We start from the raw sequence: 18,597 nt of genomic DNA, 5'->3' as shown, positions 1-18,597 counted from the left end.
TCGTCCTGAGACGGACGACGACCCACCGCGACGTCAGCACTAGGTTGCCGCCATGTCCTCCCTGACGGTCCGGTCCGCCCGCGCCGACGACGCCGACGCGCTGTGGCCGCTCGCCCGCGACTTCGCGACCAGCTTCCGACCGCGTCGGGAGGCCTTCGACCAGACCCTCGGGGCGCTCCTCGGCCGGGACGACACGTTGCTCGCCGTGGTGACCGACCTCGCGACCGAGTCCACGACCGACGACGCACCGCTCGGCTACCTCCTGGCGAACGTGCACCTGACGTTCCTCGCGAACGGACCGGTGTGCTGGGTCGAGGAGGTCATGGTCGACCCGGCGCACCGGGGCCGCGGGCTCGGCGGCGCGCTCATGGCCCACGCCGAGCGGTGGGCGGCGGCGCGCGGAGCCGCCTACCTGGCGCTGGCCAGCCGTCGGGCCGGAGACTTCTACGAGGCCCTCGGTTACGACGACTCCGCCACCTTCTACCGCCGCGACCTGCCGCACGCCTGACCGCGATCAGCGGTCGCGGTGCTCCCGCGCGACGGCGTCGAGCGCGCGGGAGATCTCGCGACCGCGGCGCGCGACGTCGGCGTCCGCCCGTGCCGGGCCCGCCGCGGGCGCAGCCGCCCCTGTGAGGCCCGCCGGCACCAGCCAGCGCCAGCGCACGGTCGCCTGCACCACGGGGCCGACGCCCAGCGCGAAGGCCACGGTGGCCCAGCCGAACGTCCCGCCGAGCAGGATGCCGACCAGCACGACGACGACCTCGATGCCGGTCCGCACGAGGCGCACCGACCGGCCGGTGCGCTGCACGAGGCCGGTCATGAGCCCGTCGCGCGGGCCCGGGCCGAGCCGCACCCCGATGTAGGCGGCGGTCGCGACGCCGTTGAGGACGATGCCGCCGACGGCGAGGGCGATCCGGGCGGCCAGCCCCGGGTCGGGCACGAGCCACGCCGTGGCCGCGAGGCAGGGCCCGATCGCCAGGCTGATGACGGCCACGTTCACGACGGTGCCGATCCCGGGCCGCTGCCGGAGCGGGACCCAGGCGAGCAGCACGAGCGCGGAGGTCAGCGCGACGACCGTGCCGAAGCCGAGGCCGGTGCTGCGCACCAGGCCCTGGTGCAGCACGTCCCACGGCATGCCTCCCTGCCCGGCGTGCAGCATCATCGCCATCGACCACGTGAATGCCCACAGCCCGAGGACGAGCTGCGTCCCCCGGCGGACGGGTCCCCAGGTCATCGTCGGAGCCGCGGCCGGCACGACGGCGTCGGGCGCGGTGGTCCTCGGGGGCGGGGGCGCGTCGTCGGACGCGGACAGAGGTGCGGAACGAGGCGCGGACGGAGGCGCGGAACGGAGCGCGCCCGGGCGCGGACCGCAGTCCGCCCGCCGGCGAAGGGGGCGGCGCGGAGGGCGGCGGGCAGGGCGGGTGGTCGTGCTCATGCTCCCACCCTCCGCGCTAATGGCCTTGCAATCCATATCCATTGGGGTGACAGTGGCCCCGTGACCGTCGTCTCCCCACCCTCCGCCACGACCGCGCCGCCCGCCGTCCGACAGCTCTCCCCCGCGGCCACCGCGCGCCTGCTCGGCGACTGGCGCGCGGGCGGGCCGGCCTACCTCGCGCTGGCGGACGCCCTGCGCGCCGCGGTGCTCGCCGGCAGCCTCCCGCCGCTCACCCGGGTGCCCAGCGAGCGCGAGCTGGCGGCAGCCCTGCGGGTCTCGCGCACCACGACGTCCGGCGCCTACGCCCGCCTGCGCGAGCTGGGCTTCCTCGCGAGCCGGGTCGGCTCCGGCACGGTCACGACGCTCCCCCGCGGCGCGGGGGCGGCACGCGGGAGCGCGCCCGTCGCGGCGGGCGACGCCCCCGCGGACCCGCCGGGCGACGAGCGGCCCGAGTCCCCCGTCGACCTCGCCCAGGCGACGCCGTCCGCCACGTCGGCCCTGCACGACGCCTACACCGCGGCCCTCGAGGTGCTGCCGGGCTACCTCTCCACCGGCGGCTACGCACACCTCGGCGTCGAGGTGCTGCGGTCGGCGATCGCCGACCGCTACACGGCGCGTGGCGTGCCGACCACACCGGAGCAGATCCTCGTCACCACGGGCGCCCAGCAGGCGATCTCCGTGCTCACCGCCGCGTTCGTCGGACGCGGCGAGACCACCGTCGTCGAGTCGCCCACGTACTTCCACGCCCTGGAGCCGACGCGGCGCCTCGGCGGGCGGGTGGTCGGGGTCCCGGTCGGCGACGTCGAGACGCTCGCCTCGGCCGTGCGGCGCACCCGCCCCCGGCTCGTCTACCTCGTCCCCGACTTCCACAACCCCACCGGCGCGACGTTGTCCGCCGAGGCGCGGGCGGCGGCGCGCGACCTCGCGGACCGCACGGGCACGACCGTCGTGGGCGACGAGACCCTGACCGACCTGGCGCTCGACCCCGGGGCTCGGGTGCCCGAGCCGTTCGCGGGCGACGGCGCCTCCCCGCACGTCGTGACGATCGGGTCGGCGTCGAAGTCGTTCTGGGGCGGGGTGCGCGTCGGCTGGGTGCGCGCCGACCCCCAGGTGGTGCGCCGGCTGGCGCGCGTCCGGGAGTCGGCGGACATCGCCACGCCGGTGCTCGAGCAGCTCGCCGTCGTCGAGCTGCTGCGCCGCGCCGACGCCATCCTGCCCGACCGCGTCGCCGAGCTGCGGGCGCGGCGCGACCTGCTCGTCGACCTGGTCCGCGACGCCCTGCCGGGCTGGCGCGTGCCCGTGCCGGCGGGAGGGCTGTGCCTGTGGGCCGACCTGGGCCGGCCTCTCGCGCAGGCGCTCGCCGCCTCCGCCGTGCGCCACGGCGTCCTCGTCACACCCGGGCCGGCGTTCACGCCGGACCGGTCCTCGCGCGACCGGGTGCGCCTGACGTTCACGCGCGAGCCCGACCAGCTCGCCGCCGCGGTGCCGCGGCTCGCCCGGGCCTGGGCGCAGGTCGCACCGGGCGCCTGAGGTCCCGCCGCGGCTCGGCCGTCAGACCGACGGCAGCACCACGCCCGGCGTCGCCTGCGCCCCGTCGTGCAGCAGGCGGGCGAGGGTCGCGCCGGCGGAGGCCAGCTCGCGCCAGTGCTCCCCGATCCACTGCTCGGCGTCGTACTGCGTGGTGAAGACCGGGCTCGGCACGGCGAGCGCACGCCCGTCGGCGTCGTCCAGCGCCCACTCCCACCGCGGCCGGATCACGCGGCGCTCCCCGGAGCGGCGACGCCGCGGTCGATGCTGCCGGCCGCGACCGACCCCCGCGTGCGCGTCAGGGAGCGGTTGACCCTCGACGGCCAGAACGGGCCGGAGTAGATGAACGACGTGTACCCCTGGGTGAGGTCGGCGCCGGCCCGGAGGTAGGCGCGCACGTCGTCGGCGCCCGAGATGCCACCGACGCCGATGATCGCCGGGTCGGGCCCGAGACGGTCGCGCAGCCGGGCCACGACCTGCAACCCTCGCTCGAGCAGCGGGGGCCCGGAGAGCCCGCCAGGACCGCGGTCGTGCCCGATGGTCGTGTTGACGGCGACGACGCCGTCCAGCCCGAGCTCGGTGACGAGCGCCGCGACGGCGTCGACGTCGGCGTCCGCGAGGTCGGGGGCGATCTTCACCAGGAGCGGGACGCGGCGGGTGCCCGCGGCGGCGGTCGCCTCGTCGGCCGCGGCGCGGGCCGCCGTGAGGATGGGACGCAGCTCGGCGGTGGTCTGCAGGTCGCGCAGCCCGGGGGTGTTCGGGGAGGACACGTTCACCACGAGGTAGTCGGCCCACGGGGCGAGCTCGCGGGCGCAGGCGGCGTAGTCGTCCGCCGCGGCCTCCGCCGGCGTCGTCTTGTTCTTGCCGATGTTCGCGCCGACGACGACGGCCCGGCCCGCGGGCGTGGCCCGCAGCTCCCGCAGCCGCGCGGCCGCGGCGGGCGCGCCGTCGTTGTTGAAGCCCATGCGGTTGCGGATCCCCCGCACGTCGAGCTCGCGCCACATGCGCGGCGCCTCGTTGCCGGGCTGCGGGCGCGGGGTGACGGTGCCGATCTCCACGAAGCCGAAGCCGAGCATCGTCAGGCCCCGGATCGCGCGGGCGTTCTTGTCGAACCCGCCTGCCAGCCCGAACGGAGCGGGCACCGTACGGCCGAGCACCTCGATGCTGCCCGGACCGCCGCTGCCCCGGCCCAGGTACGGCGCGAGGGCACCCTGGACGACGTCCCGCAGGACGGGGACGCGACCGGCGAGCGAGATGGCGCCGAACGCGAGCTCGTGCGCCCGTTCGGGGTCCATCCGGCGGAAGACGCCGTTGAAGAGCAGGGTGTACGGGCTCATCGGACCTCCGGGTCGGGGGCTGCGGGCGCGGTGGGCCCGGTCGGCTCGGTCGGTTCAGCCGCGGGTGCTGCGGCGTCGTGCGTCCCGCGCGGGCCGGTGCGCCACAGCCACCACAGCCCGACGAACGGCAGCACGAGCGGGACGTAACCGTAGCCCTGCCCGAACCCGGACCACACGGTCGTCTCGCCGAAGACGTCCGGAGAGGCCACGGAGGCGGTGCCGACCGCGAGCACGCCCACGGCCTCGAACCCCACGGTCACCCACGCGACGACGCGCCAGCGCGGCCCGCCCTTGGCGAGCGCGACGGTGGCCAGCACGTACACGACGGCGGACAGCGTGGACAGGGAGTACGCGACGGGCGCCTCGGAGAACTTGGTGGCCAGCTCGTACGACGACCGGCCGATCGCGGCGAAGGCGAGGATGCCGTAGACCGTGACGAGCAGCCGTCCGAAGCCGGTGGCGGTCCGACGCCCGCCCGCGGCGGGCGCGGGGGTGGTGCCGCTCATGCCGCCCCCCAGATCTGCCACAGCCGCCAGTCGAGGAAGCCCACCGTGAGGGCGGCCACCGCGAGGACGACGGACGACCACTTGGTGCGCTCGGCGAACGCCCAGATCGCGGCGATCGGCAGCACCACGAGGGCGGTGGCGACGTAGCCCCAGAACAGCGGCCCGTCGACGGGATGGTCGCGGGTGACCATGAGGACGCCGGCCACCACCGCCTGGACGACGACGAGCGCCTCGACGACGGCGGCGCCGATCAGCTGCTTGAGGATCACGGCGCGGTCCTGGACGACGAACCACAGCGCCCACCCGGCGAGCGCGGCGCACGCCAGCAGGACGACGATGAGCAGGGGAAGGACCACGCCCGCAGACTACCGGCCGCCGGGCGCCCGACGGCGGTCGCGGGACGGGGATAGCATCGGCGCGTGGCAGACCTCACCCTCACCGGCAAGAATCCCAGCTCTCTCAAGGTCGACGCGCTCGTCGTCGGGACCTGCTCCACCTCGGACGGCGTCGCCGTCGTCGCGGACCAGCTGCCCGAGGCGTTCGTGCGGCAGATCGAGACCCTCGCCCCCCGCCTCGGCGTCACCGGCGCCCGCGACGAGGTGCGGCGCGTGCCCGCCGGCGACGGCGTCTCGGCCGACGTCGTCGTCCTCGCCGGGCTCGGGGAGCGCGCGGCCGACGGCACGTTCCCGCACGAGGTGCTGCGGTCGGCCGCCGGCGCCGCGACCCGTGAGCTCGCCGGCACCGACACGGTCGCCCTCGCGCTGCCCGCGGTGGACGAGGACGAGCTCGGCGCGGTCGTCGAGGGGGCGCTGCTCGGCGCGTACTCCTACACGCGCTACCGCACGGGCAAGGACACCAAGAGCGCGGTCGGCAGCGTCCAGGTCGTCACGTCGTTCTCCCGGTCGGGTCGCGCCAAGGCCGCGGTCGCGCGCGCCGAGGTGCTGGCCGCGGCGGTGCACGGCACCCGCGACCTGGTCAACGACGCCCCCAACGAGCTGTTCCCGGCCGCCTTCGCGGACGCCGCCAAGGCCGCGGCCAAGGGCGTGAAGGGCCTCAAGATCACGGTGCTCGACGACAAGCAGCTCGCCGCGGGCGGCTACGGCGGGCTCGTGGGCGTCGGGCAGGGCTCGTCGCGCGGGCCGCGCCTCGTCAAGCTGTCGTACACGCCCGCGAAGGCCACCGGGAAGGTCGCGATCGTCGGCAAGGGGATCACGTTCGACACCGGCGGCATCTCGCTCAAGCCGCCGGCCAGCATGCCGACGATGAAGTCCGACATGGCCGGCGCCGCCGCCGTGCTGCACACGGTCCTCGCGGCAGCGCGCCTCGGGCTGCCGGTCGCCGTGACCGGGTACCTCTGCCTCGCGGAGAACATGCCGGGCGGCAACGCGCAGCGCCCGGCCGACGTCATCACGATCCGCGGCGGCAAGACCGTCGAGGTCACCAACACCGACGCCGAGGGCCGCCTCGTCATGGCGGACGGCCTCGTCGCCGCCGTCGAGGACGGGCACGACGTCGTCCTCGACATCGCGACCCTCACCGGCGCGCAGATGGTCGCGCTCGGCAACCGCACGTCCGGCGTCATGGGCACCGACGCGGTGCGCGACGAGGTGAAGGCCGCCGCCGACGTCGCCGGCGAGGCGTTCTGGCCGATGCCGATGCCCGCCGAGCTCAAGGCCGGCCTGAAGTCGACCGTCGCGGACATGGTCAACTCCGCGCCCAGCCGCTGGGGCGGCATGCTGTTCGCCGCCCACTTCCTCGCCGAGTTCGTCGGCGAGACCCCGTGGGCGCACCTCGACATCGCCGGCCCGTCGTACAACGAGGGCTCGTCGTTCGGGTACACCCCCGCCGGCGGCACGGGCGTCGGCGTGCGCACGATGCTCGCTTTCCTCGAAGGCCGCGCGGCGGCCTGACGCCGCGCTCGACCGACCGCGCGACGACGCCCGGCCGCCCTCGGGTGGCCGGGCGTCGTCGTGCCGGTCAGCGGACGCCGGCCACGGCCCAGCGGAACGCGTTCGCCAGGCGGTACCCGCCGGCGGGCGCCCGGAACGGCGCCGCGGCGCGCAGGACCGTCGGCGCGAGCTCCGCCGTCGTGCGCTCGTCCTCCCCGAGCAGGACGCCGCGCACCAGGCGGTCGTCGTCGGGCACGGCCCACGAGACGTCGACGATCCCCGCCCCCACGACGTCGAGCCCCGCGTCGGCGAGGGCGGACTCGAGCCCGCCCTCGGCGCGCAGCGGTCCGTCGGGCGGCACGTCCTCCTCGTACGCCTCGGCGACGGCCCGCTCGACGACGTCGAGGTCGTTGCGCGCGCCCTCGGCCCAGCAGGCGATGCCGACCCGGCCACCGGGGACCAGCACGCGGGCGACCTCGGCCAGGCCGTCACCGACGTCGTCGGCGAACTGGAGCGCATTGACCGCGAGGACCGCGTCGAAGGCGGCGTCCTCGAACGGCAGGTGCTCGACGTCGCCGTCCAGGACGGTCGCCGTGGGGTTCCGCTCGCTCGCCCGGCGCGCCATCGCCGGTGCCGGGTCGACGCCCGCGGCCACCGCGCCCGCACGCACCAGGTGCGCGACCAGCTCGCCGGTGCCGCACCCGACGTCGAGGACCCGCGACCCCGGCCCGATCCGTGACGCCGTGAGGAGCGGCGCCCAGACCGGCTCCGCGAAGGAGCCCCACAGCTCGGCCCAGCCGTCGGCCACCGCCGACCAGCGCTCGCCCCCGCCGCCGTCCATGCCTCCCGGGTCTCCTCCGTCGCCCACGTGCCGCGGCTCAGGCCTTGCGGCGCTGCGCCGACGTCCAGTCCCGCATGCGCTGCGGGTAGCCGGTGAACCGCACGTTGTACACGGGCACCCCCAGCGACCGGGCCACCTCGAACGCCGTGCGCTCGTCCGGGACACGACGTCGCGTCCACTCGCCGGTGGTCGCCACGAGCAGCACGGTCGTCGGGGTCTGCGCGTTGGGCGGCTCGACGTAGGCCTCCACCCCCACGCGGGTGCGCACGAACTCCTGCAGGTAGGCCATCGTCTCGCCCCGCGATCCCGACGACGGCGGCGCACCGGGGGCCGGCGACGACGACCTGCCCAGCAGGCGTCCCAGCGAGGTCCTGAGCGACATGGCGCGAGACTACCGCCGTCGTCGGCGTCGTGGTCGGGAGACCGCCCGGAGGTGTCCTGGAGGTCATGCGGCGGTCAGGTGTACCCAGCGTCACACCAACCCGGAGCCCCGAACGATTGGGGCGACCCCCGTGGAGGTGACAAGATGGCAGGCAGTGACCAGAACGCGGCAACCCCAGATGTCGCGGGCCGGCAACCCGGCTCGCCTCGGCACGTCGCCTGACCCACTGATCGAAGGAGACTCCACAGGTCATGTCTGAGAACGTGCAGCTCCCTGCACTCGGCGAGTCCGTCACCGAGGGCACCGTCACCCGATGGCTCAAGGCCGTCGGCGACACCGTCGCCGTCGACGAGCCCCTGCTGGAGGTCTCGACCGACAAGGTCGACACGGAGATCCCCTCGCCGGTCGCCGGTGTGCTCGAGCAGATCCTCGTCGAGGAGGACGAGACCGTCGAGGTCGGCGCCACCCTCGCCGTCGTCGGTGACGGTTCCGGTGCCGGTGGTGGCGACGCCGCCCCGGCCGCCGAGGCCCCCGCCGCCGAGCCCGAGGCCCCCGCCGAGCCCGAGGCCCCCGCGGAGCCCGAGCAGCCCGCCGCCGCTGCCGAGCCCGCCCCGGCCGCCGAGGCGCCCGCCGCCGGTGGCGGCGAGGGCACCGAGGTGACGCTGCCCGCCCTGGGCGAGTCCGTCACCGAGGGCACCGTCACCCGGTGGCTCAAGGCCGTCGGCGACTCGGTCGAGGTGGACGAGCCCCTGCTCGAGGTCTCGACCGACAAGGTCGACACCGAGATCCCGTCCCCCGTGGCCGGCACCGTCCAGCAGCTCCTCGTCGAGGAGGACGCGACCGTCGAGGTCGGCGCCGTCCTGGCGATCGTCGGCTCCGGCGCCGCCCCGGCTGCCGAGAAGCCCGCCGAGCCCACCCCGGCCAAGACTCCCGAGCCGGTCGGTGCGCCCTCGAAGCCTGAGGAGCCCGCCCCCGCGCCCGAGAAGCCTGCGGAGACGAAGCCGGCCGCCGAGGAGAAGCCTGCTCCGGCCCCGGAGCAGCCGGCCCAGCCGGAGCCTGCCGCCGAGAAGCCCGCGCCGTCCGCTCCGGGCAAGGGCTCCTACCTCACGCCGCTGGTGCGCAAGCTCGCCGCGGAGAAGGGCGTGGACGTCTCGACCCTCCAGGGCACGGGCGTCGGCGGCCGCATCCGCAAGGAGGACGTGCTCGCCGCGGCCGAGAAGGCCGCCGCCCCGGCTCCTGCCGCCGCCGCGCCTGCCGCGGCCCCGGCCGCCAAGGCCCCGGCCACGCTGCCGGTCTCGCCGCTGCGCGGCACGACCGAGAAGATGTCGCGCCTGCGCAAGATCGTGGCCGAGCGCATGGTCGAGGCACTGCACACGCAGGCCCAGCTCACGACCGTGGTCGAGGTCGACGTCACCAAGGTCGCCAAGCTGCGCGCGAAGGCCAAGGAGTCGTTCAAGGCCCGCGAGGGCGCGAACCTCACCTACCTGCCGTTCTACACGCTGGCCGCGGTCGAGGCGCTCAAGGCGTTCCCGAAGATCAACGCCTCGATCGACCAGGACAAGGGCGAGATCACCTACCACCCCGCGGAGAACGTCGGCATCGCCGTCGACACCGAGCGTGGCCTGGTGGTCCCGGTCATCAAGAACGCCGGCGACCTGAACCTGGCGGGCATCGCCCGCCAGATCGGCGACCTGGGCGCCCGCACGCGGGCGAACAAGGTCGGCCCGGACGAGCTCTCCGGCGCCACGTTCACGATCACGAACACCGGCTCGGGCGGCGCACTCATCGACACGCCGATCGTCCCCGGCGGGCAGGTCGCGATCCTCGGCACCGGCACGATCACCAAGAAGCCGGCGGTCGTGACGGGCCCGGACGGCGAGGAGACCATCGCCATCCGCCAGTTCGCGTACCTGTTCCTCTCCTACGACCACCGCCTGGTCGACGGTGCGGACGCCGCGCGGTTCCTCACCGCCATCAAGGCACGCATCGAGGAGGGCGCGTTCGAGGCCGAGGTCGGTCTCTGACCTCACCCCGTCCCTGACGACGAAGGGCGTCCCGGCCACGGCCGGGACGCCCTTCGTCGTCCCGCCCGGCACCCGCGTCGAGCCCGCCGCGCCGATCCCTCACGACGGTCGCGCGGCGGCGCTCAGGAGACCTCGGCGACCCGCCAGCCGTCCGGCGTCCAGTCGAGCCGCAACGTCGCGGTGCGCACGTCCGACGCGGGGACGACGGTGACGGTGCCGTCGGCCGCCACCTGCTCGTGCGCGGTCACGGCGTACCGCACCACGACGTCCGCCGTGCCGTCGTCCCGCTGCCCGCTCGGCCCGCCCTCACCGGTCCTCTCCGCACGGGAGTCCTCGACCCGCACCTCGGCGCCGCGCACCCGGGTGCCGGCCTGCGCGGCGTCCTCGAGCAGCGCGACGTCCGCCTCGTGCGCCGGCGACCCCGGCACGTCCACCGCCCCCCACCGCGCCGGGTCCGGGTCCGAGACCGAGCTCGTGATCAGCGCGACGCGCCGGCGGGTGAGCTCGGCGGCCGCGGCGCCGGGGTCGGTCCGGTCCTGCGTGGGGTCGTCCTGCGTGGGGTCGTCCTGCGCCGCGTCGCGGCCGGCAGCCGGACCGTCCTCGGCGACCGACGACGGCGCGGGGTCAGGCGCTCGGACCTGGACCGCGACCGCCGTCAGCACCGCCACCACCCCGACCGCGCCGACCAGGCCGAGCACGCGTCGCCCGGTCCCGCCGCGGCGCCGGGCGGTCGTGCGGCGCGCGGACCTGCTCACCGGACGACCGGCCCTGTCTCCGTCGGCGCGCCGGACCGCCCGCCGCCGGGGCACGCGGACGGGCGCCTCCGCAACGGGCAGGACGGGGCGCCTGCCCAGGGCCGCGGCCGCGAGCGCCGCCGGCTCGGGGAGCCGCACGGGCTCGGTGGCGACGGCCGTGTCCGCCTGGGCCGCGAGCGTGCCGGCCTCCGGGCGCACCCGCGGGTCGGGTGCCGCCGCCGGGGCCAGCACGGCGCGCAGCGCGGTCGCGTCGTCGTCGCCGCGGTCGCCGAGCAGGTCGGCGACGAGCTTCGCCAGCGCGTGCACGTCCGCCGCCTCACCGGCAGCCGGGTCGTCGGCGACACCGTCGGCGCCGTCGGCACCGGCAAGGTCGGCCCGCGGGCGCAGGAGCGCGCTGCCACCGGGGTCGAGCACCACGTCCTGCGCGCCCACGCTCCCCTGCCGCAGCCCGGCGCTGTGCAGCGCGGCGAGCCCGCGCGCCACGGTGACGAGGACCCCCGCCGCCTCCCGCGAGGTCAGGCGCCCGCGGACGGCGAGCACGGTGGGCAGGTCGGTCGCGGCGCCGCCCCGGCGCAGGGCCAGGGTCCCGTCGTCGCGCACGTCGACGGCCACCACGGGCTCCACGCACGGGTGCCGGAGCGCCGCGAGCGCGCGCACGCGCTCCAGGAGGGCGTCGCGGGCGCCGGCGTCGGTCGGGATCGACAGCGTCTGGGTGGGCACGGAGCCATCGAACACCGTCGCGGCCGCCCGTCGTCGCCGTCATCCACAGAGGAGGGTCAGAGGGTGAGGCGACGCCCCTCGCGCGCCGACACCCGGGCGGCGTCCAGCACCTCGGCGGTGCGCACGGCGTCGGCCGGGTCGACGGGCGCGGGCTCGTCCCCGTGCAGCCACGGCCCCAGCGCGCGGTAGAAGTCGGCGTGGCCGCCCGGGGCCGCGGGCACGGCGCGCCGGTCGCGGCCGCGCGTGAGCCAGCCGACCGACCCCTCGGGCGCGTCGTCGTCCAGCACCTCGAGCGGGGAGGCGTCCTGCTCGAAGGTCGTCACCAGGTAGGCGCCCGCCGACCCGAGCACGCGGGTCCGAGGGCCGGGAGCGCCTACGACCGACCCCGCCCAGAGCCGCGACACGACGGCGTGCGGGCTCCCCGCGCGGCCGCCGCCGGCCTCGTGCTCCAGGACGAGGAAGACGTCGTCCTCGGTGGGCGTGGTGAGCTTGCGGGTCTGCGCCCAGACGGACCGGACGCGGCCGAACAGCTGCGTCGCCGAGTCCACCAGGTGCGGGCCGAGGTCGAGCAGCAGCCCGCCACCGACCGGGTCGTTCTCCTTCCACCGCTGCCGCGGGACCGGCCGCCAGCGCTCCCAGCGCCGCTCGAACGTGTGCACGTCACCCAGCCCGCCGGCGTCGAGCAGGCCCACGAGGGTGAGCTGCTCGGGGTCCCAGCGCCGGTTCTGGAAGACGGTGAACGGGGTGCCGGTGGCGGCCGCCTCCTCGACGACGGCACGTGCCTGGTGCGCGTCGAGCCCGATCGGCTTGTCGAGCACGAACGGGATCTCCGCGCGGGCGAGGGCGGCGGCGTGCTCGGCGTGCAGGGTCGTGGGGCTGGCCACCACGACGAGGTCGTAGGCGCGGCGGGCGGCGATCAGCTCGTCGAGGTCCGACAGCAGCCGGGCTCCCGGCCAGTCCCCCGCGGCCTGGTTGCGCCGGCCGGGGTCGCGCGTCACGACGGCCGTCACCGGGAGCCCGGCCTCCGCCGCGAGGCGGGCGTGGATCTCCCGGCCCGCTCCCCCGTACCCGACGATCGCCAGGCGCGGCGGCGGTGCCGCCGTCGCGCCCTCGGTCGCGCCCGCCACTGCCGCCTCGTCCGTGACCATGCCGTCCATCGTGCCCGACGGCGGGCCCCACGCCCCGGTACCGCCCCGGCGAGCCACACGGCGAACGGGTTGTGGGCAACCGGCACCTCCCGTAGACCGGACGGGGGTCGGTTCGCGGCCCACGGACGAGTCGACCGGAGGGAGCCACGACGATGGCGACACGACTGAACCAGCCGGGTCTGGACCAGGCACGGGCGCTGGTGCGCGAGGGGCGCGTGGTGCGCGACGAACGGGACGACTGGAGCGAGCACGCGCCGAGCACGGACGCCGAGAACCGGTTCGTCGACCGCGAGGGCTGGACCGAGTTCCGGCACTGGCACCTCGGCGTCGACGACGACGAGAACCCCGAGACGAAGCAGGCGGTGTCGTTCCCCTACGGCGACCTGTCGAAGGTCCACCGGTGCGCGGTGGTGTCGCTGGAGAGCCGAGCCGGGCAGCACGACCACGACGACATCCGCGACGCCGCCCGCGCCCTGCTGGCGCTCATCGACTCGACGGCGTGACCGCACGCTCCGGCGTGCGAGCGCCGCGGCCCAGGCGCGACGGCCACCAGACCCGGTCGCCGACGTCGTGCACGAGCGCGGGGACGAGCAGGCTGCGCACCACGAGCGTGTCCACGAGCACGCCGAACGCGACGATGACGGCGAGCTGGGCGAGGAACAGCAGCGGGATGACGCCGAGGGCGGCGAACGTCGCGGCGAGCACCACGCCCGCCGACGTGATGACGGAGCCGGTGACGGCCAGGCCGCGCAGCACGCCCCGCCGGGTACCCACCTGCAGGCTCTCCTCGCGCACGCGCGTCATGAGGAAGATCGAGTAGTCGACGCCCAGCGCCACGAGGAAGCAGAACGCGTACAGCGGCACGGCCGGGTCCGCGCCCGGGAAGTCGAGCACGTGGTTGAACACCAGTGCCGAGACGCCGAGGGCGAACCCGAACGACAGCACGTTCGCGGCCATGAGCAGCACGGCGGCCAGGACCGACCGGAGCAGCAGCACGAGGATCAGGAGGATCACGGCGAGCACCACCGGCACGATCACCCGCAGGTCGTGCTGGCCGGCGAGCTGCGTGTCCAGCCGTTCGGCGGCCGCGCCGCCCACCAGCGCGTCGGGGCTGACGTCGTGCACCGCCGTGCGCAGGTCGGCCACCGCCTCGACCGCCGCCTGGCTGTCGGACGGCGCCTCGGTCGTGACGTCGACGCGCACCTGCCCGTCGACGACCAGCGGGTCGCCCTCGGCCGGCATGCCCGGCGCGGTGGCCGGCTGGTCGGTGACGACCGTCGCGGCGGTGATCCCTTCGGAGCCCTCGGCGGCCTCCACGACGGCGTCGGCGTCGGCCTCGGGGGCGATCACGATCGCGGGCTGTGCGGACACGCCCTCGAAGTGGCGGGTGAGCGCCTCCTCGCCGTCCACGGAGTCGACCTGCGTGAGGAAGACCTCCGAGTCACCGGTGCCGTTCGCGTCCAGGGTGGGCACGAACGCGGCGCCCGCCGCCAGGACCACGGCGGTGGCGACCCACACGACGCGGTCGTGCCGTCCCACGAAGCCGGCGACGCGCGACCACACGCCGTGCCCCGCGACGTCCACGTGCGTGTCGTCGTCGGCGTCCTCCGCCGTCGGGGCGGCGGCCGCCGTCGTCGAGGTGGTGGTCCCGGGCGTCGTGGTGGTGGGCTCCGGAGCCTCCGGCGCGTCGGAGTGCCGGCCGAGCGCGTGCGGCACGCGGGGCCAGAAGACCCACCGGGCCCGGCGCCCGCCGACGAGCAGCATCGCCGGCAGCAGGGTCGTGGCCGACAGGAACGCGGCGACGATGCCGATGGCGGCGACCGGGCCCAGGCTGCGGTTCGACGAGAGGTCCGACAGCAGCAGGCACAGCAGCCCGACGATCACCGTGCCCGCGCTGGCCGCGATCGGCTCGATCGAGGCGCGGACGGCGCGGCGCATCGCGGTGTACGGGGAGCTGGTGGCCCGCAGCTCCTCGCGGTAGCGGGCCACCAGGAGCAGGGCGTAGTCCACGGAGGCGCCCACGACGAGGATCGACAGGATGCCCTGCGACTGGCCGTTCAGCGTCAGCACGTCGTTCGCGGCGAGGTGGTAGACCACCAGCCCCGCCAGGCACAGGGCCAGGACCGCGGTGAGGATCACGACGAAGGGCAGGAACGGCGAGCGGTAGACGAGCGCGAGGATCACCAGGACCGCGCCGAGGGCCACGAGCAGCAGCACGGTGTCGATCGCGCCGAACGCGCTCACGAGGTCGGCGACGAAGCCCGCGGGCCCCGTGACCCAGGCCTCGAGCCCCGTCCCGGTGAGCCCGCCGTCGGCGACGTCCGCGCCGGCGAGCGCCCGGAGGGCGCCCACCGCGAGCTCGGAGCCGCTCGACTCGTCGGCGCCGAGGTCCTCGGAGGCCTGCGCGGCGTCGAGCGAGACGACGACGAGGGCCGCCTGCCCGTCCTCGGACGGCACCACGACGGGGTCGTCGATGCTCAGGTCGCCGACGGTGCGCGGCTCGTCGCCCGACGTCCCCTCGAGCGGGGCGTCGGCGACCGCGTCGGCGAAGGCCTGGACGTCGGCGAGCTGCTCCTGCGTCAGCTTCGACCCGTCCGCGGTCTCGGCCACGACCAGGGCGGGCAGCGTCTCGGAGTCGGTGAACTGCTCGGCCAGCTCGGCAGCCTGCGTGGACTCCGCGCTCGCGGGCAGGAATGCCGCGTCGTCGTTGGTCTGGACGCTGCTCAGGCTGCCCTGGGCCTGGCCCCCGAACGCGCCGATCGCGAGCCAGACCCCGATCGCTGCCAGAATGACGAGGCCCCGCAGCAGACCTCGACCCCGATTGCCCCGCGCCCGATTACTCAGCATGCTGAGCATTCTGACGGCGCACCAGGGAGGAAGCAAGTGCAGCTCGACGACGGTCGTGACGAGACTTCCTGGCCGGACCCGGTCGACCCCACGAGCGACGACCCGGGCGAGTGGCCCACGGGGCGGCTGCTGTTCACCGTCGTACGCCGTATCGAGCACGACTGGAACGCCCACCTCGCGGGCTGGAACCTCAACCATGCGGGCTTCCCGGTGCTGCTGCACCTGTTCGCCGGGCCGCGCACGCAGCGCGAGCTCGCCACGCTCAACGGCGTCACCGAGCAGACGATGAGCCGCGTGGTCGCCCGGCTCGAGCGCGCCGGGTACGTCACCCGCGGCGCCGACCCGCGCGACCGACGCCGCCGCGCCGTCGCGGTCACCGACGCCGGCCGCCGCGCCGCCGCGGAGGCGGGCCGCCTGCAGCCAGCGGAGGACCTCACCGCCCGCGGGCTCGCGGACGACGACGTGGCGCGGCTGCGTGAGATCCTCGTCACCCTCGTGCGCGCGCAACGCGACGCCGACGACTGACCGCACCGCATGGGGCTAGCCTCGGTCGGGTGGACGTGATGACGCTGCCCGGACTGACCGAGTATCACGAGGCGTGGGAGCTCCAGCGCCGCGTGCACGCCGACGTCGTCACCGGCGACCGCCCCGACACGCTGATCGTCGTGGAGCACCCCGACGTCTACACGGCCGGTCGGCGCACGCACCGCGACGAGCGCCCCACCGACGGCACCCCCGTCGTCGACGTCGACCGCGGCGGCAAGATCACCTGGCACGGCCCGGGACAGCAGGTGGTCTACCCGATCCTGCGGCTCGCCGAGCCCATCGACGTCGTCGCGTACGTGCGCGCGCTCGAGGAGGCCGTCATGGAGGTCTGCGCCGGGTTCGGCCTCGCGACGATCCGGGTCACCGACCGCACCGGGGTCTGGTTCGCCGCCGACGGCGACCGCCTCGAGCGCAAGGTCTGCGCCATCGGCGTGCGCACCGCCAAGGGCGTGACCATGCACGGCATCGCCCTGAACTGCGACCCGGACCTGAGCCGGTTCGACAGCATCGTCCCGTGCGGCATCACCGACGCGGACGTGACCTCGCTGACGATCGAGACCGGCCGCCGCGTCACCCTCGACGACGTGCGGGCCCCGCTCGTCGACGCCCTCGCCCGCCACCTCGGCCCCCTGCGCGCGGCCCCCACCTCGACCGTGGCCGCGCCGGGTGTTGCTGAGGTCACGTCCACACGGTGAGCAGGTCGCGGCGCCGGGACACACCCCTCACGTAGTCTGACGAGGTCCGGCGGTCAGGGTCCGCACAGGCTCCGCCCGCCCGACGTCCACCTGCTCGACGACGACCGGGAGACACCCGTGACGATCGCACCCGAGGGCCGCCGCATGCTGCGCATCGAGGCCCGCAACGCCGCCACCCCCATCGAGAAGAAGCCCGAGTGGATCAAGACGAAGGCCACGATGGGTCCCGAGTACCGGGAGCTGAAGGGCCTGGTCAAGGGCGAGGGCCTGCACACGGTGTGCGAGGAGGCGGGCTGTCCCAACATCTTCGAGTGCTGGGAGGACCGCGAGGCCACGTTCCTCATCGGCGGTGACCAGTGCACCCGCCGCTGCGACTTCTGCCAGATCGACACGGGCAAGCCGGCCGACTTCGACGCCGACGAGCCGCGTCGCGTCGCCGAGTCCGTGCGGACGATGGGGCTGAAGTACTCGACGATCACCGGCGTCGCCCGCGACGACCTCGCCGACGGTGGCGCCTGGCTGTACGCGGAGACGGTGCGCCAGATCCACGCCCTCAACCCGGGCACCGGCGTCGAGCTGCTCATCCCCGACTTCAACGCCATCCCCGAGCTGCTCGACGTCGTCAACGAGTCGCGGCCCGAGGTCATGGCCCACAATGTCGAGACGGTGCCGCGCATCTTCAAGCAGATCCGCCCCGCCTTCCGCTACGAGCGCTCGCTGTCCGTGCTCACCCGGGCGCGCGAGGCCGGCCTCGTCACCAAGTCGAACCTCATCCTCGGCATGGGCGAGACGATCGACGAGGCCCGCGACGCGCTGCAGGACCTGCACGACGCCGGCTGCGACCTCGTGACGATCACGCAGTACCTGCGCCCGTCGCTCCGCCACCACCCGGTCGACCGGTGGGTGCGCCCGGAGGAGTTCGTCGAGCTGTCCGAGGCGGCCGAGGAGATGGGCTTCCTGGGCGTCATGGCCGGGCCGCTGGTGCGCTCGTCGTACCGCGCGGGCCGCCTGTGGGGCCAGGCGATGACGCGCCGCGGCCTGCCCATCCCGGAGTCCCTCGCGCACCTCGCGGAGCCGACGACGTCGCGCCAGGAGGCCGCGAGCCTTCTTGCGCCGCGGGCCCACTAGACTTGACGACCATGGCCCGCACCAAGTCCGACGCCGGCGCGCCCGCTGACGCCACCGGCAAGCAGAAGAAGCCCAAGAAGCAGCGCTGGTACCACCAGGTGTGGGCCGCGTACCAGATGACGCGCAAGCAGGACCCCACGGTGACGTGGCTGATCCTGGGCGTGTTCGTCGGGATCCTCGCGGTCGTCGCCGCCGTCGTGCTGCTGCTCGACCTGCCGACCGGCTTCCAGATCCTGTACATCGTGGTGCTCGGCGTCCCGTTCGCGGCGCTGGGCGCGATGTTCACCCTGACGCGCAAGGCCGAGAAGGCCGCGTACACGCAGATCGAGGGCCAGCCCGGCGCCGCCCGGGCGGCGCTCGGCACCGTCCGCGGCGGGTGGGAGTTCGCGGACGAGCCGGTCGCGATCAACCCGCGCACCCAGGACTTCGTGTTCCGCGGCGTCGGTCGCCCGGGCGTCGTCCTGGTCTCCGAGGGCCCCGCGCACCGGGTGCAGCGCCTCCTGGAGGACGAGCGTCGCAAGACGGCGCGCGTCCTGCCGAACGTGCCGATCACCCTCATCCAGGTCGGCAACGAGGAGGGGCAGGTCCCGCTGCCCAAGGTCGCGAAGAAGGTGCAGAAGCTCAAGCGGAGCCTCACCAAGCCCGAGGCGGAGCAGGTCAAGAAGCGCCTCAAGGCGCTGGGCGGCGCCCGCCTGCCGATCCCGAAGGGCGTCGACCCGATGAAGGCCCGCCCGGACCGCAAGGGCCTGCGGGGCCGCTGAGCCACCTCAACACCGGCGAAGGGCCCGGGCGCCCCCCGGCGACCCCGGCCGTGGCC

Annotated in this window: 19 protein-coding genes; 9 read left to right on the top strand and 10 right to left on the bottom strand. The window is 75.5% G+C overall.

Annotation, left to right across the window (positions count from 1 at the left end; genetic code table 11):
• Window positions 1-52 precede the first annotated feature (52 nt).
• Entirely contained in the window at window positions 53-508 is a 456-nt protein-coding gene (locus ACFQ8E_RS21620) for a GNAT family N-acetyltransferase (protein ID WP_430552627.1), read from the top strand.
• A gap of 6 nt (window positions 509-514) precedes the next feature.
• On the opposite strand, the gene ACFQ8E_RS21615 is transcribed toward ACFQ8E_RS21620, so the two are convergent.
• A complete protein-coding gene (locus ACFQ8E_RS21615) occupies window positions 515-1,234 on the bottom strand; it encodes a YitT family protein (protein WP_430552626.1) in 720 nt (239 codons plus the stop codon).
• Between the two features lie 261 nt (window positions 1,235-1,495).
• On the opposite strand from ACFQ8E_RS21615, the gene ACFQ8E_RS21610 reads away from it, so the two are divergent.
• Window positions 1,496-2,965 (top strand): PLP-dependent aminotransferase family protein, encoded by a 1,470-nt coding sequence (locus ACFQ8E_RS21610; RefSeq protein ID WP_430552625.1) that lies wholly within the window; start codon window positions 1,496-1,498, stop codon window positions 2,963-2,965.
• 21 nt (window positions 2,966-2,986) lie between these two features.
• Here ACFQ8E_RS21610 and ACFQ8E_RS21605 read toward each other — a convergent pair whose 3' ends face one another.
• Genes ACFQ8E_RS21605 through ACFQ8E_RS21590 form a run of 4 tightly spaced genes read right to left on the bottom strand, consistent with a single transcriptional unit; the run spans window position 2,987 to window position 5,161 of the window.
• On the bottom strand, window positions 2,987-3,193 hold the full coding sequence (locus tag ACFQ8E_RS21605; protein WP_430552624.1) for a hypothetical protein: 207 nt from the start codon (window positions 3,191-3,193) through the stop codon (window positions 2,987-2,989).
• Window positions 3,190-4,299 carry a quinone-dependent dihydroorotate dehydrogenase gene (locus ACFQ8E_RS21600; protein WP_430552623.1) on the bottom strand — a complete coding sequence of 370 codons (1,110 nt, stop codon included), beginning with the start codon at window positions 4,297-4,299 and terminating at the stop codon, window positions 3,190-3,192. Before ACFQ8E_RS21600 ends, ACFQ8E_RS21605 begins: the two co-directional genes overlap by 4 nt.
• Window positions 4,296-4,805: a hypothetical protein gene (locus ACFQ8E_RS21595; protein ID WP_430552622.1), complete on the bottom strand. Its 510-nt coding sequence runs from the start codon at window positions 4,803-4,805 to the stop codon at window positions 4,296-4,298. Before ACFQ8E_RS21595 ends, ACFQ8E_RS21600 begins: the two co-directional genes overlap by 4 nt.
• Window positions 4,802-5,161 carry a hypothetical protein gene (locus ACFQ8E_RS21590; protein WP_430552621.1) on the bottom strand — a complete coding sequence of 120 codons (360 nt, stop codon included), beginning with the start codon at window positions 5,159-5,161 and terminating at the stop codon, window positions 4,802-4,804. The genes ACFQ8E_RS21595 and ACFQ8E_RS21590 overlap by 4 nt, the downstream gene beginning before the upstream one ends.
• A 63-nt stretch (window positions 5,162-5,224) precedes the next feature.
• Between ACFQ8E_RS21590 and ACFQ8E_RS21585 the strand changes: the two genes are divergently transcribed.
• A complete protein-coding gene (locus ACFQ8E_RS21585) occupies window positions 5,225-6,715 on the top strand; it encodes a leucyl aminopeptidase (protein ID WP_430552620.1) in 1,491 nt (496 codons plus the stop codon).
• A 67-nt stretch (window positions 6,716-6,782) separates the two neighbouring features.
• Here ACFQ8E_RS21585 and ACFQ8E_RS21580 read toward each other — a convergent pair whose 3' ends face one another.
• Together ACFQ8E_RS21580 and ACFQ8E_RS21575 are read right to left on the bottom strand one after the other, a co-directional pair.
• On the bottom strand, window positions 6,783-7,535 hold the full coding sequence (locus tag ACFQ8E_RS21580) for a class I SAM-dependent methyltransferase (RefSeq protein ID WP_430552619.1): 753 nt from the start codon (window positions 7,533-7,535) through the stop codon (window positions 6,783-6,785).
• A 37-nt stretch (window positions 7,536-7,572) separates the two neighbouring features.
• Window positions 7,573-7,917: an oxidoreductase gene (locus tag ACFQ8E_RS21575; protein ID WP_430552618.1), complete on the bottom strand. Its 345-nt coding sequence runs from the start codon at window positions 7,915-7,917 to the stop codon at window positions 7,573-7,575.
• Window positions 7,918-8,168: 251 nt separating this feature from the next.
• On the opposite strand from ACFQ8E_RS21575, the gene sucB reads away from it, so the two are divergent.
• Entirely contained in the window at window positions 8,169-9,941 is a 1,773-nt protein-coding gene (gene sucB, locus ACFQ8E_RS21570; RefSeq protein WP_430552617.1) for a 2-oxoglutarate dehydrogenase, E2 component, dihydrolipoamide succinyltransferase, read from the top strand.
• Window positions 9,942-10,063: 122 nt separating this feature from the next.
• Here the strand turns inward: sucB and ACFQ8E_RS21565 are convergent, their stop codons facing one another.
• Both ACFQ8E_RS21565 and ACFQ8E_RS21560 read right to left on the bottom strand, forming a co-directional pair.
• Complete coding sequence (locus ACFQ8E_RS21565) at window positions 10,064-11,416, bottom strand: hypothetical protein (protein ID WP_430552616.1); 1,353 nt, start codon at window positions 11,414-11,416, stop codon at window positions 10,064-10,066.
• 56 nt (window positions 11,417-11,472) lie between these two features.
• Entirely contained in the window at window positions 11,473-12,564 is a 1,092-nt protein-coding gene (locus tag ACFQ8E_RS21560) for a Gfo/Idh/MocA family oxidoreductase (RefSeq protein ID WP_430552615.1), read from the bottom strand.
• A gap of 152 nt (window positions 12,565-12,716) precedes the next feature.
• Between ACFQ8E_RS21560 and ACFQ8E_RS21555 the strand changes: the two genes are divergently transcribed.
• Complete coding sequence (locus tag ACFQ8E_RS21555) at window positions 12,717-13,067, top strand: hypothetical protein (RefSeq protein ID WP_430552614.1); 351 nt, start codon at window positions 12,717-12,719, stop codon at window positions 13,065-13,067.
• Here ACFQ8E_RS21555 and ACFQ8E_RS21550 read toward each other — a convergent pair.
• Window positions 13,048-15,411, bottom strand: coding sequence for an MMPL family transporter (locus ACFQ8E_RS21550; RefSeq protein WP_430552613.1), 2,364 nt, complete (start codon window positions 15,409-15,411; stop codon window positions 13,048-13,050). The genes ACFQ8E_RS21555 and ACFQ8E_RS21550 overlap by 20 nt on opposite strands.
• Before the next feature lie 36 nt (window positions 15,412-15,447).
• Between ACFQ8E_RS21550 and ACFQ8E_RS21545 the strand changes: the two genes are divergently transcribed.
• From ACFQ8E_RS21545 to ACFQ8E_RS21530, 4 genes are all read left to right on the top strand, one after another.
• On the top strand, window positions 15,448-15,936 hold the full coding sequence (locus ACFQ8E_RS21545) for a MarR family winged helix-turn-helix transcriptional regulator (protein ID WP_430552612.1): 489 nt from the start codon (window positions 15,448-15,450) through the stop codon (window positions 15,934-15,936).
• A 38-nt stretch (window positions 15,937-15,974) separates the two neighbouring features.
• Window positions 15,975-16,652: a lipoyl(octanoyl) transferase LipB gene (lipB, locus tag ACFQ8E_RS21540; RefSeq protein ID WP_430552628.1), complete on the top strand. Its 678-nt coding sequence runs from the start codon at window positions 15,975-15,977 to the stop codon at window positions 16,650-16,652.
• A gap of 117 nt (window positions 16,653-16,769) precedes the next feature.
• Window positions 16,770-17,780 carry a lipoyl synthase gene (gene lipA, locus ACFQ8E_RS21535; RefSeq protein WP_430545186.1) on the top strand — a complete coding sequence of 337 codons (1,011 nt, stop codon included), beginning with the start codon at window positions 16,770-16,772 and terminating at the stop codon, window positions 17,778-17,780.
• Between the two features lie 11 nt (window positions 17,781-17,791).
• Complete coding sequence (locus ACFQ8E_RS21530; RefSeq protein ID WP_430552611.1) at window positions 17,792-18,541, top strand: DUF4191 domain-containing protein; 750 nt, start codon at window positions 17,792-17,794, stop codon at window positions 18,539-18,541.
• The last annotated feature ends 56 nt before the right edge of the window (window positions 18,542-18,597 follow it).

Source organism: Isoptericola sp. NPDC056573, from assembly GCF_042793335.1.
Taxonomy (GTDB): domain Bacteria; phylum Actinomycetota; class Actinomycetes; order Actinomycetales; family Cellulomonadaceae; genus Isoptericola.
This window is presented reverse-complemented; position numbering and strand designations above follow the sequence as displayed.

Excerpts from the sequence above, each read along its gene's own strand:
- ACFQ8E_RS21580 (WP_430552619.1), bottom strand. The coding sequence starts at position 7,535 with ATGGACGGCGGCGGGGGCGAGCGCTGGTCGGCGGTGGCCGACGGCTGG.
- ACFQ8E_RS21615 (WP_430552626.1), bottom strand. The coding sequence starts at position 1,234 with ATGACCTGGGGACCCGTCCGCCGGGGGACGCAGCTCGTCCTCGGGCTG.
- ACFQ8E_RS21550 (WP_430552613.1), bottom strand. The coding sequence starts at position 15,411 with ATGCTGAGTAATCGGGCGCGGGGCAATCGGGGTCGAGGTCTGCTGCGG.
- ACFQ8E_RS21600 (WP_430552623.1), bottom strand. The coding sequence starts at position 4,299 with ATGAGCCCGTACACCCTGCTCTTCAACGGCGTCTTCCGCCGGATGGAC.
- ACFQ8E_RS21595 (WP_430552622.1), bottom strand. The coding sequence starts at position 4,805 with ATGAGCGGCACCACCCCCGCGCCCGCCGCGGGCGGGCGTCGGACCGCC.
- ACFQ8E_RS21560 (WP_430552615.1), bottom strand. The coding sequence starts at position 12,564 with ATGGTCACGGACGAGGCGGCAGTGGCGGGCGCGACCGAGGGCGCGACG.
- ACFQ8E_RS21620 (WP_430552627.1), top strand. The coding sequence starts at position 53 with ATGTCCTCCCTGACGGTCCGGTCCGCCCGCGCCGACGACGCCGACGCG.
- sucB (WP_430552617.1), top strand. The coding sequence starts at position 8,169 with ATGTCTGAGAACGTGCAGCTCCCTGCACTCGGCGAGTCCGTCACCGAG.
- ACFQ8E_RS21530 (WP_430552611.1), top strand. The coding sequence starts at position 17,792 with ATGGCCCGCACCAAGTCCGACGCCGGCGCGCCCGCTGACGCCACCGGC.
- lipB (WP_430552628.1), top strand. The coding sequence starts at position 15,975 with ATGACGCTGCCCGGACTGACCGAGTATCACGAGGCGTGGGAGCTCCAG.
- ACFQ8E_RS21575 (WP_430552618.1), bottom strand. The coding sequence starts at position 7,917 with ATGTCGCTCAGGACCTCGCTGGGACGCCTGCTGGGCAGGTCGTCGTCG.
- ACFQ8E_RS21555 (WP_430552614.1), top strand. The coding sequence starts at position 12,717 with ATGGCGACACGACTGAACCAGCCGGGTCTGGACCAGGCACGGGCGCTG.